This window comes from Burkholderia sp. RS01, from assembly GCF_039748055.1.
Classification (GTDB): Bacteria; Actinomycetota; Actinomycetes; order Actinomycetales; family Micrococcaceae; genus Arthrobacter.
This window is the reverse complement of record NZ_JBDLAK010000004.1, coordinates 147202-160740: the sequence shown is the minus strand read 5'-3', so window position 1 is coordinate 160740 and position 13539 is coordinate 147202. Positions and strand designations below refer to the sequence as shown.

At 67.4% G+C, this 13539-nt stretch carries 10 protein-coding genes; 8 read left to right on the top strand and 2 right to left on the bottom strand.

Annotated elements, in window-relative coordinates; all coding sequences use genetic code 11:
- The first annotated feature begins 11 nt into the window (after positions 1 to 11).
- The 3 genes from ABFP37_RS05765 to ABFP37_RS05755 all read left to right on the top strand — a co-directional run bounded on the left by ABFP37_RS05765 (position 12) and on the right by ABFP37_RS05755 (position 1727).
- Positions 12 to 380 carry a DUF488 family protein gene (locus ABFP37_RS05765; protein WP_347032989.1) on the top strand — a complete coding sequence of 123 codons (369 nt, stop codon included), beginning with the start codon at positions 12 to 14 and terminating at the stop codon, positions 378 to 380.
- A gap of 48 nt (positions 381 to 428) precedes the next feature.
- Positions 429 to 1190 carry an SDR family oxidoreductase gene (locus tag ABFP37_RS05760; protein WP_347032988.1) on the top strand — a complete coding sequence of 254 codons (762 nt, stop codon included), beginning with the start codon at positions 429 to 431 and terminating at the stop codon, positions 1188 to 1190.
- A gap of 117 nt (positions 1191 to 1307) precedes the next feature.
- Positions 1308 to 1727, top strand: coding sequence for a glycerophosphodiester phosphodiesterase family protein (locus ABFP37_RS05755; protein WP_347032987.1), 420 nt, complete (start codon positions 1308 to 1310; stop codon positions 1725 to 1727).
- Between the two features lie 88 nt (positions 1728 to 1815).
- Here the strand turns inward: ABFP37_RS05755 and ABFP37_RS05750 are convergent, their stop codons facing one another.
- On the bottom strand, positions 1816 to 2919 hold the full coding sequence (locus ABFP37_RS05750) for an endonuclease/exonuclease/phosphatase family protein (RefSeq protein WP_347032986.1): 1104 nt from the start codon (positions 2917 to 2919) through the stop codon (positions 1816 to 1818).
- Positions 2920 to 3282: 363 nt separating this feature from the next.
- Here ABFP37_RS05750 and ileS point away from each other — a divergent pair, with 363 nt between their 5' ends.
- Genes ileS through ndk form a run of 4 tightly spaced genes read left to right on the top strand, consistent with a single transcriptional unit; the run spans position 3283 to position 8888 of the window.
- Complete coding sequence (gene ileS, locus ABFP37_RS05745) at positions 3283 to 6603, top strand: isoleucine--tRNA ligase (protein WP_347032985.1); 3321 nt, start codon at positions 3283 to 3285, stop codon at positions 6601 to 6603.
- 5 nt (positions 6604 to 6608) lie between these two features.
- Positions 6609 to 7970 carry a folylpolyglutamate synthase/dihydrofolate synthase family protein gene (locus ABFP37_RS05740; RefSeq protein ID WP_347032984.1) on the top strand — a complete coding sequence of 454 codons (1362 nt, stop codon included), beginning with the start codon at positions 6609 to 6611 and terminating at the stop codon, positions 7968 to 7970.
- A complete protein-coding gene (locus ABFP37_RS05735) occupies positions 7970 to 8434 on the top strand; it encodes a DUF4233 domain-containing protein (RefSeq protein ID WP_078028814.1) in 465 nt (154 codons plus the stop codon). Before ABFP37_RS05740 ends, ABFP37_RS05735 begins: the two co-directional genes overlap by 1 nt.
- A 40-nt stretch (positions 8435 to 8474) precedes the next feature.
- On the top strand, positions 8475 to 8888 hold the full coding sequence (ndk, locus tag ABFP37_RS05730) for a nucleoside-diphosphate kinase (RefSeq protein WP_078028815.1): 414 nt from the start codon (positions 8475 to 8477) through the stop codon (positions 8886 to 8888).
- A gap of 92 nt (positions 8889 to 8980) precedes the next feature.
- Here ndk and ABFP37_RS05725 read toward each other — a convergent pair whose 3' ends face one another.
- The gene (locus tag ABFP37_RS05725) at positions 8981 to 9664 is read right to left on the bottom strand and encodes a vitamin K epoxide reductase family protein (protein WP_347032983.1); all 684 of its coding nucleotides are present in this window, start codon (positions 9662 to 9664) and stop codon (positions 8981 to 8983) included.
- Between the two features lie 459 nt (positions 9665 to 10123).
- Between ABFP37_RS05725 and ABFP37_RS05720 the strand changes: the two genes are divergently transcribed.
- Complete coding sequence (locus ABFP37_RS05720) at positions 10124 to 13423, top strand: Rne/Rng family ribonuclease (RefSeq protein ID WP_347032982.1); 3300 nt, start codon at positions 10124 to 10126, stop codon at positions 13421 to 13423.
- Positions 13424 to 13539: the final 116 nt, after the last annotated feature.

Genomic DNA, 13539 nt, shown 5'->3' with positions numbered 1-13539 from the left:
GCATGCCGCGTATGGAGCATGCAGGCGGTTCTTTCCGGATTAAGCGCATCTATGACGATCCCGCGGACGACGACGGTTGCCGGGTTCTGGTGGACAGGCTCTGGCCGCGCGGCGTCAGCAAGGAAAGGGCCCGCCTTGAGCTCTGGCTCAAGGAAATCGCGCCGTCGCCGCCGCTGCGGCAGGAATTCGCCCACATGCAGGAGCGGTTCGCCGATTTCCGGGCCCAGTATGAGGACGAACTGGAGGACAACCCCGCGGTGCAACAGCTGCTGGACCTGGCGTCACGGCACCAGAGGGTGACGCTGCTGTACGGGGCCAGGGACCCGGAAGTGAACCATGCCCGGGTTCTGCTGGAGTTCCTCGAAGCCAGGAGTTCCTAGGGGCGGACGGCGCTGAGCGCTGCTGCCGAATGGCGCTAGGGTGGTGCCATGACTGAGGTTTCGAACACAAAAGCAGCTGTAGTTACCGGCGCGAGCACCGGCATCGGGGAAGCGACCGTCCGGTCATTGAGGGCCGAAGGGTGGACGGTCTATGCGGTGGCCCGGCGCCAGGAACGGCTGGCCGCGCTGGAGGCCGAGACCGGCGCCGTCGCCATTCCGGCCGATATCACCGAGGACGCGGATGTCGCCAGGCTCCTGGCCGACGTGACGGCGGCCGGCGGGATCGACACCCTGATCAACGTCGCAGGCGGCGCCCGCGGGGCCGATCCCGTGGGGCAGGCCAAGACGGACGACTGGGATTGGATGTACCGGGTCAATGTCCTCGGCACCTTGAAGCTCACGCGCGCGTTCCTGCCCATGCTGCGGGAGGGCGGCGAAGGCACGGTCCTGAACCTGACGTCCACGGCCGGGCTCACCGCCTATGAGGGCGGTGCCGGCTACAACGCCGCCAAGTTCGCCCAGCATGCCCTGACAGGAGCACTCCGGCTGGAGGAGGCCGAACACAACATCCGCGTGATCGAGGTCCTCCCCGGCCTGGTCCAGACCGAAGAGTTCGCCCTCAACAGGCTGGGCGACCCCGCCGCCGCCAGCAAGGTTTACCAGGGCGTGGAAAAGCCCCTCACGGCGGAGGACGTGGCGGATGTGGTGCGGTACGCGGTGTGCGCGCCGCACCACGTCAACCTGGACCAGATCGTGATCCGGCCGGTGGCGCAGGCGGCGACTCACAAGCTGATCCGCAAACAGGCGTAACGGCACCGGACGTTCACCCCGGATTGGCCCGGATGTCGGGCAGTGGTGGCCGGCCGTTGGCAGCCGGCCGCCACGGTGGCATGTGCACCTGCACACCACCAGAGTGGAGAACACCACATGCACACCCCGACGACGCTTGGCGCTGCCGTGCTCAGCGCAGCCCTGCTCCTCGTCATCCCGTCCCACGCAATGGCTGCGGACACCAACGCCCAGGGCGGAGACAACCACTTCGACCTCCAGGCCCATCGAGGCGGGATCGGACTCACGGTCGAGTCCACCCTTCCGGCCTTCGCCAAGGCCCTGGAAACCGGCGTCACCACGCTTGAGCTTGACCTCCAGATCACCAAGGACGGGCGCGAGGTCATCACGCACGATCGCAGGATCAGCGACAAGAAGTGCGCCGACACTGGCCCGGTCACGCCGGGGGACCCGATGTTCCCGTACGTCGGCAAGTACATCAAGGACCTCACCTTCGCCTACCCGGACCGCCTCCGCGATGTCATGGCCGAGTTCGGCATGAAGCTCCCGCAGGGCTAGCAGCCTGTTCCCGGGGCGCCTCGGCCTGAGCGAGGGCGCCCCGCCCTTTGACCGTCCGGGCGACGCGTCCGGGCGGCAGCGTATGGAACTAGCCGGCCGCCGGAACGCTCAACGTGGCCATCACAGCGGCATGGTCGGTTCCGGGAATACGGTGCACTGCGTAGCCGGAGTTCCTGATGTGCGGCGTCGTCACCAGGTGATCGATGACGATGCCGGGCAGCGGGATGCCCTCCATGGGCCAGGTGGGTTCCATGGGCCATGTGGGCATGAGCCGGCCGCCGGACGCCGTCCCCACGTCCACCATTTTTCGTCCGCCCGGACCGCCGTCGAGAACGCTCCGGAACTCGGCGTGATCGTAGGTGGCGTTGAAATCTCCGATCAGCAGCCGGTTGCCGGGCCCGCTGGGTCCGGCGCGGCCAAGGAGCCTGCCCAGCGCCGCGAGGTCGCTCCGCCACTGGCCGACCCGGACGTCCACCGGCGGCAGCGCATGAACGTTTGTCACTTCGAGCGTGGCCCCGTGCCCGGCGTCCTGCAGCTGCAGCCGCACCGTGCGGATCTGGAAGGGAGTGTCCGGCACCAGGCCGACAGCCTGCATCTCGTACTTGGAATAGGTCGCGCTGCCGGCGCCGTCATCCGTGGGACTGCTGATCCTGTGCGGCAGGAGCCTTCCCAGCCCCTCGGCCTCCAGCCGGTCTTCAAGTGCCTGGGTATGCTCCTGGACCGTCAGCAGGCCCACGCCGTTCTCCCGGACCAGCCGGACGATTTCGGCCGCATCGGCCTGGCCGAACCGGGAATTGATGTTCATGGCTGTCAGCGGGACCGACGAGCCGGCCGTGTCAGCGGAAGAGCCCCCGGCGTCCGCACGGCCGGCGTCGGGCGGCCAGAGCCAGAACAGTTGCGCCGCCAGCAGGACGGCGGCAGCAGCCATGGCCAGCACGCGGCGGCTCAGCAGGGCAAGCGCCATGGCCGCGATGGCCGGAATCACCATCCAGGGCGTGAAGGACAGGAGCTGGACCACGGGCGTCGGCCATTCCGCGGGGACGGCCCGGAAGATCGACAGCGACGCCAAGGGCAGGAGCACGGCGAACGCCAGCAGCTGCCAGACGAAGGGCCGTCCGTGCTTCGAAGCGCCGGCGCCGCGTCCCGGGGGCGCCGGAGGGCGTTCGGAAGGGTTCCTGTCGGCGTCGGTCATGGGATCGAGTCTAGGCACGGACAGTTCGCCGCGGGTGAATTACTACGGCCCACTGGTTATGGAGTCCGTCAGCACAGCCGTTAGACTGGAGGAACCAGCTTTGACCCGGCCATCACCGGTGAGCTTCCGGAAGAACGTCCGGCGTGCCGCACGGCGCACCAGGCCATTAGAACCGGACGGGTAAGCCCGTCACAGCAGCAATGAGCGGCCGACGCCGGTACTCCAGTTGGGGGACCGGTGCCGGTAAGTGAGGTGGTACCGCGGTGCCGGGTTGCATTGTCCAACGCTGTTGGACAACAGCGCACGGGCCGTCCTCGCATCCTGAATGATCCACTTGTTCACAGCTCAACCCAGGATGTCGAGATGACCTATTACCCCAAGGCCTCAGCCGCACCGTCAGGTGCAGGCGCCAAAACCTCCGGCGTGTCCGCCTCCGTGAAGTTCCCGGAGGTTGAAGAACGCATCCTCAAATACTGGGACCAGGACGGCACCTTCCAGGCAAGCATCGACCAGCGCCCCGCCGACCTTCCCGGCGGCGCCCCTGGCAGCAACGAATTCGTCTTCTACGACGGCCCTCCCTTCGCCAACGGCCTGCCGCACTACGGGCACCTGCTGACCGGCTACGCCAAGGACCTGGTGGGCCGCTACCAGACCCAGCGCGGCAAGCGCGTGGAGCGCCGCTTCGGCTGGGACACCCACGGCCTGCCCGCCGAGCTGGAAGCCATGAAGCAGCTGGGCATGACGGACAAGACCCAGATCGAAGCCATGGGCATCGACAAGTTCAACGACGCCTGCCGCGCCTCCGTCATGAAGTACGCCGACGAGTGGAAGAGCTACGTCGCCCGCCAGGCGCGCTGGGTGGACTTCGAGAACGACTACAAGACCCTCAACGTCGAGTACATGGAGTCGGTGCTCTGGGCCTTCAAACAGCTCCACGAGAAGGGCCTGACCTACAACGGCTACCGCGTCCTACCGTACTGCTGGAAGGACGAGACGCCGCTGTCCAACCACGAGCTGCGCATGGATGACGACGTCTACAAGAACCGCCAGGACCAGACCGTCACGGTGACGTTCCCCATCACGGCAGGGGAGTCAGGGCTCTCCCGGCAGCTGGCAGGGGTCCAGGCGCTCGCCTGGACCACGACGCCGTGGACGCTGCCCACCAACCTGGCGCTCGCCGTCGGGCCTGACATCAGCTACGCCGTGCTGCCCGCCGGACCCAACGGCATCAAGGCCGCGTCGCCGGAAGCGCCCGTGACCGGCAGCTTCCTGCTCGCGGCCGAGCTGCTGGGCACCTACGCCAAGGATCTGGGGTACGACGACGGCGCCGCCGCGGCCGCCGCCGTCACGTCCACCCGCACGGGCGCCGAGCTCGCAGGGCTCCGGTACGAGCCGCTCTGGCACGACTTCAGCGACACCGAAAAGTTCGGCACGGAGAACGCCTGGCGCATCCTCGTGGCTGACTACGTCACCACCACGGACGGCACCGGCATTGTCCACCAGGCGCCCGCCTACGGCGAGGACGACCAGAAGGTCTGCGAGGAAGTCGGCATCCCGGTGATCCTGTCCGTCGACGAGGGCGCCAAGTTCCTGCCGCTGTTCAAGCACGGCGACCTGCACGACATCGCCGGCCTGCACGTCTTCGACGCCAACAAGCCCATCACCCAGGTGCTCCGCGCCCAGGGCCGCCTGGTCCGCCAGGCCAGCTACGAGCACAGCTACCCGCACTGCTGGCGCTGCCGCAACCCGCTGATCTACCGCGCCGTGTCCTCCTGGTACGTGGAAGTCACCAAGTTCCGGGACCGCATGTCCGAGCTGAACCAGGAGATCAACTGGATCCCGGGTAACGTCAAGGACGGCCAGTTCGGCAAGTGGCTCGCCAACGCCCGCGACTGGTCCATCAGCCGCAACCGCTACTGGGGCAGCCCCATCCCCGTCTGGCAGTCCACCGACCCCGAATACCCGCGGACCGACGTCTACGGTTCCCTGGCCGAGATCGAAGCCGACTTCGGGCGCCTGCCGCTGAACAACGACGGCCAGGTTGACCTGCACCGCCCGTTCATTGACGAACTGACCCGTCCCAACCCGGACGACCCCCGCACCCCCGAAGAGGGCCAGTCCGTCATGCGCCGCGTCGAGGACGTCCTGGACGTCTGGTTCGACTCCGGCTCCATGCCCTACGGCCAGGTCCACTACCCGTTCCAGAACGAGGCGTGGTTCGACACCCACAACCCCGCGGACTTCATCGTGGAATACATCGGGCAGACCCGCGGCTGGTTCTACATGCTGCACATCCTGTCCACCGCGCTGTTCGACCGGCCGGCGTTCCGCAACGTGATCAGCCACGGCATCGTGCTGGGCTCCGACGGGCAGAAGATGTCCAAGAGCCTGCGCAACTACCCGGACGTCTCCGAGGTCCTGGACCGCGACGGATCCGACGCCATGCGCTGGTTCCTGATGTCCAGCCCCATCCTGCGCGGCGGCAACCTGGTGGTCACCGAACAGGGAATCCGCGACGGCGTCCGCCAGGTCATCCTGCCGCTCTGGAACGTCTACAGCTTCTTCACGCTGTACACGAACGCGGCCAAGGGCGGCGACGGCTACGACGCGCAGCTGCGCTACGACGGCTACTCCGACACCCTGGACCAGTACCTGCTGGCCAACACCGGGGACCTGGTCCGAAACATGACCGCGCAGCTGGACAGCTACGACATCTCCGGGGCCTGCGACGAACTCCGCAGCTACCTGGACATGCTCACCAACTGGTACGTCCGCCGCAGCCGCCAGCGCTTCTTCGACGAGGACGTTGACGCCTTCGATGCGCTGTACACGGCGCTGGAAACCGTCAGCCGTGTGTCCGCCTCCTTGCTGCCGCTCATTTCGGAGGAAATCTGGCGCGGACTCACCGGCGGCCGCTCCGTGCACCTGGCCGACTGGCCGGACGCCGGGCTGTTCCCGGCGAACCCCGCCCTCGTGGAGGCGATGGACCGGGTCCAGCAGATCTGCTCCACCGGTTCCTCGCTGCGCAAGGCCGCGAACCTCCGCGTCCGCCTGCCGCTGCAGGAACTCACTGTGGTGGCACCCGGTGCGGATGCGCTGGAAGGGTTCGCCGCCGTCGTCGCCGATGAACTGAACCTGCGGCGGGTGCGCATGCTCGACGCCGCCAGCGCCTCCCCGGAGGAATTCGGCATCGAACAGAAGCTGGTGGTCAATGCCCGGGCCGCGGGCCCGCGCCTCGGCAAGAACGTCCAGCTCGCCATCAAGGGCTCCAAGTCCGGTGACTGGTCCGTCTCCGAGGCCGGCGTGGTGACCGCGGGCGGGCTCGAACTGGAGCCGCAGGAGTACACGCTGGAGACCGTGGTGGCCGAGTCCGAGGGCGGTTCGGCGTCCGTCGCGGTGCTGCCCGGCGGCGGCTTCGTGGTCCTGAACACCGAGGTGACCCCGGAGCTTGAAGCCGAAGGGCTGGCCCGTGACACCGTCCGCGCCATCCAGCAGGCCCGCAAGGACGCCGGGCTGAACGTCAGCGACCGGATCCGGACCACCGTCACGGCCGCGCAGAACGTGCTGGACGCCCTGCTGGCGAACGCTGAACTAGTCAAGACCGAAACCCTGACGCTGGAACTGGACACCGTTCCGGCCGACTCCGGGGAACCCCGCATCACCGTCGAAAAAGCAGAGGCCTGAAACTTATGACCGACGAATTCTCCGTGGAGAGCGTCTACGCCGAGCTGCTGGGCCGCGCGCCGGAAAACAAGATGGAGCCGCGGCTCGCGCCGCTGTTCCGCGCCATGGATGTGCTGGGGGAGCCCAACAAGGCGTTTCCGATCATCCACGTGACCGGCACCAACGGCAAGACATCCACGGCACGCATGATCGAGGCCGGCCTCCGGGCCCACGGCCTCAGCACCGGCCGCTACACGAGCCCGCACCTGTCCAAAGTCACGGAGCGGATCAGCATCGACGGCGCGCCGGTCTCGGATGAGACGTTCGTCCGGATCTGGGACGAAATCCGGCCGTACCTCGAAATTGTGGACAACGAGCTCCTCGCCGAGGCACAGCCAAAGCTGACGTACTTTGAGTGCCTGACCATCCTCGCGTTCGCCGTCTTCGCCGACCAGCCGGTCAACGTGGCGGTCATGGAGGTGGGCCTGGGCGGCATCACCGACGCCACCAACGTGGGTGACGGCCAGGTGGCCGTGGTGACCCCCATCTCGCTGGACCACACCGACCTCCTTGGCGACACCACCGAGGACATCGCCTACGAAAAGGCCGGCATCATCAAGCCCGGCGGCTTCCTCATCAGCGCCGCCCAGCCCGTGGACGCCGCCCAGGTGCTGCTGGAGAAGGCAAAGGAAGTCCAGGCGCCGTTCCGCTTCGAAGGCGTGGAGTTCGGCGTTGAATCACGGCAGGTCGCCGTCGGCGGGCAGGTGGTGACCATCCAGGGCATCGCCGGGCGCTATCCGGAGCTGATGGTTCCGCTGCACGGCGCCCACCAGGCGGAGAACGCGGCCGTGGCCATCGCCGCGCTCGAGGCCTTCCTGGGCGGCGGCGACAAAGAGCTCGACGCCGAGGTGCTCCAGGAGGCCTTCGCCACCGTCACCTCGCCCGGGCGGCTTGAGGTGGTGCGCACCGCCCCCACCATCATCGTGGACGCCGCCCACAACCCGGACGGCATCCGCGTTTCGGCCGAGGCCATTCATGAAGCCTTCAGCTTCAGCAAACTCGTGGTGGTGGTGGGAATCCTCAAGGAAAAGGACGCCGAGGAGATCCTGCGCCAGCTCAAGGAGTCCCTGGGCGACCTTGCCGAGGAATACTGCTTCACCCAGTCGAATTCGCCGCGGGCGGTTCCCGCCGCGGAACTTGCGGAGATCGCCGTCGAGCTTGGGTTTGGCGAGGAAAACATCCACATCACCGAGAAGCTCGACGACGCCCTCGAGTGGGCCGTGGAGCGCGCCGAAGCCAACGACGACCTTGCCGGCGGAGTGCTGGTCACGGGTTCGATCACCCTCGTCGCGGATGCGCGAATCCTGTTCGGAAAGGCGGACGCCTGATGGCCCGGCTGACCAAGGCCCAGCGCGAATGGCGGCCTGGCATGCCCAAGAAGCGGCGTTCCACCAAGATCATGTTCGCGTCCACCGTGCTGCTGCTGGAGGCGTTCGTGGCGTTCTTCGCCACCCTGGCGGTGTTCGGGCTCCGCCGCAGCGAGATCTCCCCGGTACTGATTCTTTCGGTTGGCATCGGACTCAGCCTGGTCCTCATCCTGGCGTGCGCCGTCCTGTCGAAGCCGTGGGGCGTTGCATTGGGCTGGATCCTCCAGCTGGTGCTCATCCTCCTCGGCTTCGTGGAGCCCACGATGTTCCTGGTGGGTGCGCTGTTCGCCCTTTCCTGGTGGTACGGCATCAGGACCGGCATCAGGATCGACGCGGAAGCCGCCCAGCGGGCGCGTGAACAGGCCGAATGGGACGCCGCGCATCCGGCCGGCGCCGGCAATGAAGGCGCCGGCCAGAACCCGTAGACTTACCCGGAAACCCACAACCAACCACATTGGAGCAGCTGTGAGCATTGAGCGCACCCTCGTCCTGATCAAGCCCGACGGCGTCACCCGCAACCTGACCGGCGAGATCCTCAGCAGGATCGAAGCCAAGGGCTACACCCTCGCCGAACTCAAGAAGGTCGACGCCAGCCGTGAGCTGCTGGAGCAGCACTATGAAGAGCACGTGGGCAAGCCGTTCTACGAGCCGCTGGTCGAGTTCATGCTCAGCGGCCCCGTTGTCGCCGCCATCTTCGAGGGCCACCGCGTCATCGAAGGCTTCCGTGTGCTGGCCGGCACCACCGACCCCACGACCGCTGCGCCGGGAACCATCCGCGGCGACTTCGGCCGCGACTGGGGCCTGAAGGTCCAGCAGAACCTCGTGCACGGCTCGGACTCCGTGGACTCGGCCGAGCGCGAAATCAAGATCTGGTTCTAGGACCTAAGAGCGACCAGCGCGAACTGGCAGCAAATGCCCTCAAAAGGTGATTTTGAGGGCATTAATTGCCAGTTCGCGCTTTTTTCTTTGGCTTAGAACCCGGACGTGCCGACGAACACCTGGATGAAGGCGAAGAAGATGGTGGCGATCACGGCGACGTAGAGGAGCGCCGTGATGATCCAGCCGGAGTCTCCTGCGAGGCGCGCCACCCGGGCCGGTGCAGGGATGACGCCGTGGACGGTGTTGCGCACGGTCACCCAGACGAACAGCGGAATCATGACGGCCCACACCACCATGCAGAACGGGCACAGGATGCGGATCTCGTAGAGTGCCTGGAACCACAGCCACACCACGAAGGCGAAGCCGAGCGTCACGCCCGTCTGCAGCCCGATCCAGTACCAGCGGGCGAACTTTGCCCCGGACAGCAGCGCCATTCCGGTGGTGATGATGACGGCGAAGGCGACGATGCCGATGAACATGTTGGGGAACCCGAACGCGGAGCTCTGCGGTGTCTGCATGACTTGCCCGCACGAGATCCACGGATTCACGTCGCAGACAGTGGTGTGGTTGGGATCTTTGAGTACCTCCAGCTTTTCGAGCACCAGGATGCCCGAGGCAAGCCACCCCACCACCCCGGTGATGACCAGCAGCCAGCCGAAGGGGCGGTCGCGGGTGGTTGCAGGTAAGACGGCGCCGGCGGTGGCGCGGGTGCGCTCGGATTCGTCGGCGTATGCGGTACCGGAATCCGTGCCGGCGGAAGGCGAGGTGCTGGGCATGGGATGGCGTCCTTTGTCTGGGGTGCTCCTGCCGAGATTGTATCGCCGCCAACTGGGAGCAAACTTGCCGCCGCCGCCGCAGGCGGCATTGACCGCCTTTGTCACGCAATTACAGCAATTTTGAAGTGCGGTGTGAGAGAATGAACGTGGCTGGAGCTCGAACCACATTCGAACTCCGGTCCGGTGGCTTGTTCCCAAGACCGCCAATGAGGAGCAGTGAAGGCTCCGGATACCTAGATCCGGCCTCCCGCATTCCATTGGACGGCACCTGGTTGTGGATTGCAGAAACAACGGGTTCCAGTGACATCCCCGCCGGCCTTTCAGGGCTGCCGCACCCCACTGCCGGTGCGAACCTGAGGGTATCCAATTGACTTCTGTCAACGCCTGAGGGTTTTGACAATATGTGCCCCAATGGGTGCCGGATGTGGCGGCATGTCAGGGGCAGGAGTGTCGCCACATATGGATAATGACCAGGTAATAGCCGTTAACGAAGAACAGGCTGCCAACGAGGAATCGGGAGCAGCCGAGGCTCCCAAGAGGGCCACCAGGACACGGCGCAAGGCAGCGCCCAAGGCCACGGCGGACACTGACGCCGCGGCAACAACCCCGGAACTCCAGCAGCCCGCCGTCGCCGAGCCCGCACCGGGCGAGCAGGCGCAGGGCGAGCCCGGCGCTCCGGCTGCCGAGGCCAAGGCTCCCGTACGCCGAACCCGGTCCCGGAAGAAAGTAGCCGAGGAGCCGTTGCCCGCTTTCGCCGACGCCCCCGTTGCTGATGCCGCTGCCACGGCAGGTGCCGTTGCCGCCCCGGCCGAGCCCGCCGTCGTCGAGGCCGCTGCAGAGCCCGAGCCCGAAGCGAAGCCTGTGCGCCGCCGGCGCGTGGCCAAGCCCAAGACCGTGGAAACAGCCGAAGCCGCTGCCGCAGAAACGGCCGCCCCGGAGGAAGCCCCGGCCGCAGGAGTCGAAACCCCGGCAGCAGAGACACGGGTTGAAGAGACCACTGTTCCGGAGATCCAGGCCGAGGCAACCGCGGCCGCCGGCACGCAGGAGGCGGCCGCCGAAGAGGAGCCTGAAGAACAGGCCCCGGTGGGATCGCTCTTCCTGGAGCCGGCGTCAGTCACGTCGATCATCTTCCAGGCTCCAGACCTGAACAAAGTGATCCGCCCGGCTGCCGCGCCGGCCGCCGCCGAGGACAGCGACGTCGAAGGCGTCGAGGACGAGCAGGACGACGACGGCGGACGCCGCCGCCGCCGTAGCCGCGGGCGCCGGGGCCGGAGCCGCACTGACCGCGACATCACGGACACCGACGACTCCGACGTCGATGCGGACGGCAGCGATGCGGCCGACGACGCCGATGAAGAGATCACCGGCCAGGCCGACGACGGCGTGACGTCCCGCCGCCGCCGCCGCCGCCGCCGTGGCGACCAGGATCTTGAGCTCACCGGCGGGGAGGGCGACGATCCCCCCAACACCGTGACCCGCGTCCGTGCGCCGCGCGCCATCAGCGAGGCGCCGGTCAACAACCGCGTCACGTCCGTCAAGGGCTCCACCCGGCTGGAGGCCAAGAAGCAGCGCCGCCGCGAATCCCGCGACACCGGCCGCCGCCGCACCGTCATCACCGAGGCCGAGTTCCTGGCCCGCCGCGAATCCGTGGACCGCCAGATGATCGTCCGCCAGCGCGACGACAGAATCCAGATCGGTGTCCTCGAAGACGGTGTGCTGGCCGAGCACTTCGTGTCCAAGACGCAGCAGGACTCCCTGATCGGCAACGTCTACCTGGGCAAGGTCCAGAACGTGCTGCCGTCGATGGAAGCCGCCTTCGTTGACATCGGCCGCGGCCGCAACGCCGTGCTCTACGCCGGTGAAGTGAACTGGGAAGCGGTCAACCTCGAGGGCAAGCAGCGGCGGATCGAGAACGCGCTGAAGTCCGGCGACTCCGTCCTGGTCCAGGTCACCAAGGACCCGGTCGGCCACAAGGGCGCCCGCCTCACCAGCCAGATTTCGCTGCCCGGCCGGTACCTCGTGTACGTTCCCGGCGGTTCCATGACTGGCATCTCCCGCAAGCTCCCAGACGTCGAACGCAACCGCCTGAAGCGGATCCTCAAGGACCGCCTGCCGGAGAATGCCGGCGTGATCGTCCGCACCGCGGCGGAAGGCGCCTCGGAGGAGGAGCTGACGCACGATATCAACCGGCTGCGCGCGCAGTGGGAAGGCATCGAGGGTCAGTCGAGCTCCACGAAGGTCCTCGCCCCGGAACTGCTCTACGGAGAACCGGACCTGACCATCAAGGTGGTCCGCGACGTCTTCAACGAGGACTTCTCGAAGCTGATCGTTTCCGGCGAGGAGGCGTGGGACACCATCGAGGCCTACGTGACCTACGTGGCACCCGACCTGGTGGGCCGCCTGGAGAAGTGGACCAAGGACACCGATATCTTCGCGGCCTGGCGGATCGACGAGCAGATCCACAAGGCCCTGGACCGCAAGGTGTTCCTGCCCTCCGGCGGCTCGCTGGTGATTGACCGCACCGAGGCCATGACCGTGGTGGACGTTAACACCGGCAAGTTCACCGGCAGCGGCGGCAACCTCGAGGAGACCGTCACCAAGAACAACCTGGAAGCCGCCGAGGAAGTGGTTCGCCAGCTGCGCCTGCGCGACATCGGCGGCATCATCGTCATCGACTTCATCGACATGGTGCTCGAATCCAACCGCGATCTGGTCCTGCGCCGCATGGTGGAATGCTTGGGCCGTGACCGCACCAAGCACCAGGTGGCCGAAGTGACCTCCCTGGGACTGGTACAGATGACCCGCAAGCGCATGGGCACCGGTCTGCTGGAAGTCTTCGGCGAGCAGTGCGAGACGTGCGCCGGCCGCGGCATCGTCACCCACGACGAGCCCGTCGAGCACCGCCGTGCCAACGTCGTGGCCGCTGAGCACCATGTCCCGCGGACCGAGAGCCAGCCCGTCGCCCGCACCGAGCGCAAGAGCCGCCGCCGCGGCAAGGGCGGGCAGGTTGCGACTGACGGCGCCCCGGCGGCTTCGGCCGCTGCCCACCCGGAGCCCACCGACGCGGAGCGCCACGCCAAGGCCGAAGCCACCCGGGCAGCACTGGCCAACATTGCAGCCGCAGCCCACGCCGCGCACCTGCATGAGGATGCCGCCCACAGCGCCACCGGCGACGCCGCCCGTCCGGACGTGCCCGCCGCGGCCGCCCCGGAAAGCCCGGTCGTGCACCGCGCCCCCGAGACGGAAAGCGTTTCGGGCCGCCCGGGTGCCGTGCTGACCTTTGGCGGCGAGAAAGTGGTGCTGCCGTTTGTTGAGCACGCTGACGAACACGCCAAGGAATCCCCGGCACTGACCCTGGACCGGCTGGAGAAGGCCTTCGCCCACCTCGGCGAGCCGGCGCCCTCCGCTGGGGGAAACGCCCCGGCCGCCGCAGCACCGGCAGCTGCTGAACGCGCAGCTGCTGCCCCTGCTGCGGCAACGGCACGTCCCGCCACGGGAGCCCCGGGTTCTGACGGTGACCGCTATGAGGACCACTCCGCCCTGCAGCCCCGGGCCCGCCGCCCGCGCCGCAACCGCAGCGCCAGCCGTGCCCAGGGCGCAGCGAACGAGACGTCGGTGGAGCACCACGAGACGGCTCCGGCAGCAGCCACCGGGCACTCACACGAGGCCAAGGCTCCTGAAGCGGAATCAGCGGCGGCCGCCAGGCCGGCGAACGAACCGATCATTCTCGGAGTAGGCGTACCCGCCTCAGAACTCTGAGCTGACCCCCCGTCATGACGGAGGCCGGTGCTGCAGTTGCAGCACCGGCTTCCGCTGGTTAACGCCGTTGGTCGTAATCCGCAACGCAGTGCCGGCGGCGGAGTTAGCCGCTAGGC

Bases quoted from the DNA above. Each gene is read 5' to 3' on its own strand.
- ABFP37_RS05765 (WP_347032989.1), top strand. From the start codon at position 12: ATGGAGCATGCAGGCGGTTCTTTCCGGATTAAGCGCATCTATGACGAT.
- ABFP37_RS05760 (WP_347032988.1), top strand. From the start codon at position 429: ATGACTGAGGTTTCGAACACAAAAGCAGCTGTAGTTACCGGCGCGAGC.
- ABFP37_RS05755 (WP_347032987.1), top strand. From the start codon at position 1,308: ATGCACACCCCGACGACGCTTGGCGCTGCCGTGCTCAGCGCAGCCCTG.
- ABFP37_RS05750 (WP_347032986.1), bottom strand. From the start codon at position 2,919: ATGACCGACGCCGACAGGAACCCTTCCGAACGCCCTCCGGCGCCCCCG.
- ileS (WP_347032985.1), top strand. From the start codon at position 3,283: ATGACCTATTACCCCAAGGCCTCAGCCGCACCGTCAGGTGCAGGCGCC.
- ABFP37_RS05740 (WP_347032984.1), top strand. From the start codon at position 6,609: ATGACCGACGAATTCTCCGTGGAGAGCGTCTACGCCGAGCTGCTGGGC.
- ABFP37_RS05735 (WP_078028814.1), top strand. From the start codon at position 7,970: ATGGCCCGGCTGACCAAGGCCCAGCGCGAATGGCGGCCTGGCATGCCC.
- ABFP37_RS05725 (WP_347032983.1), bottom strand. From the start codon at position 9,664: ATGCCCAGCACCTCGCCTTCCGCCGGCACGGATTCCGGTACCGCATAC.
- ABFP37_RS05720 (WP_347032982.1), top strand. From the start codon at position 10,124: ATGGATAATGACCAGGTAATAGCCGTTAACGAAGAACAGGCTGCCAAC.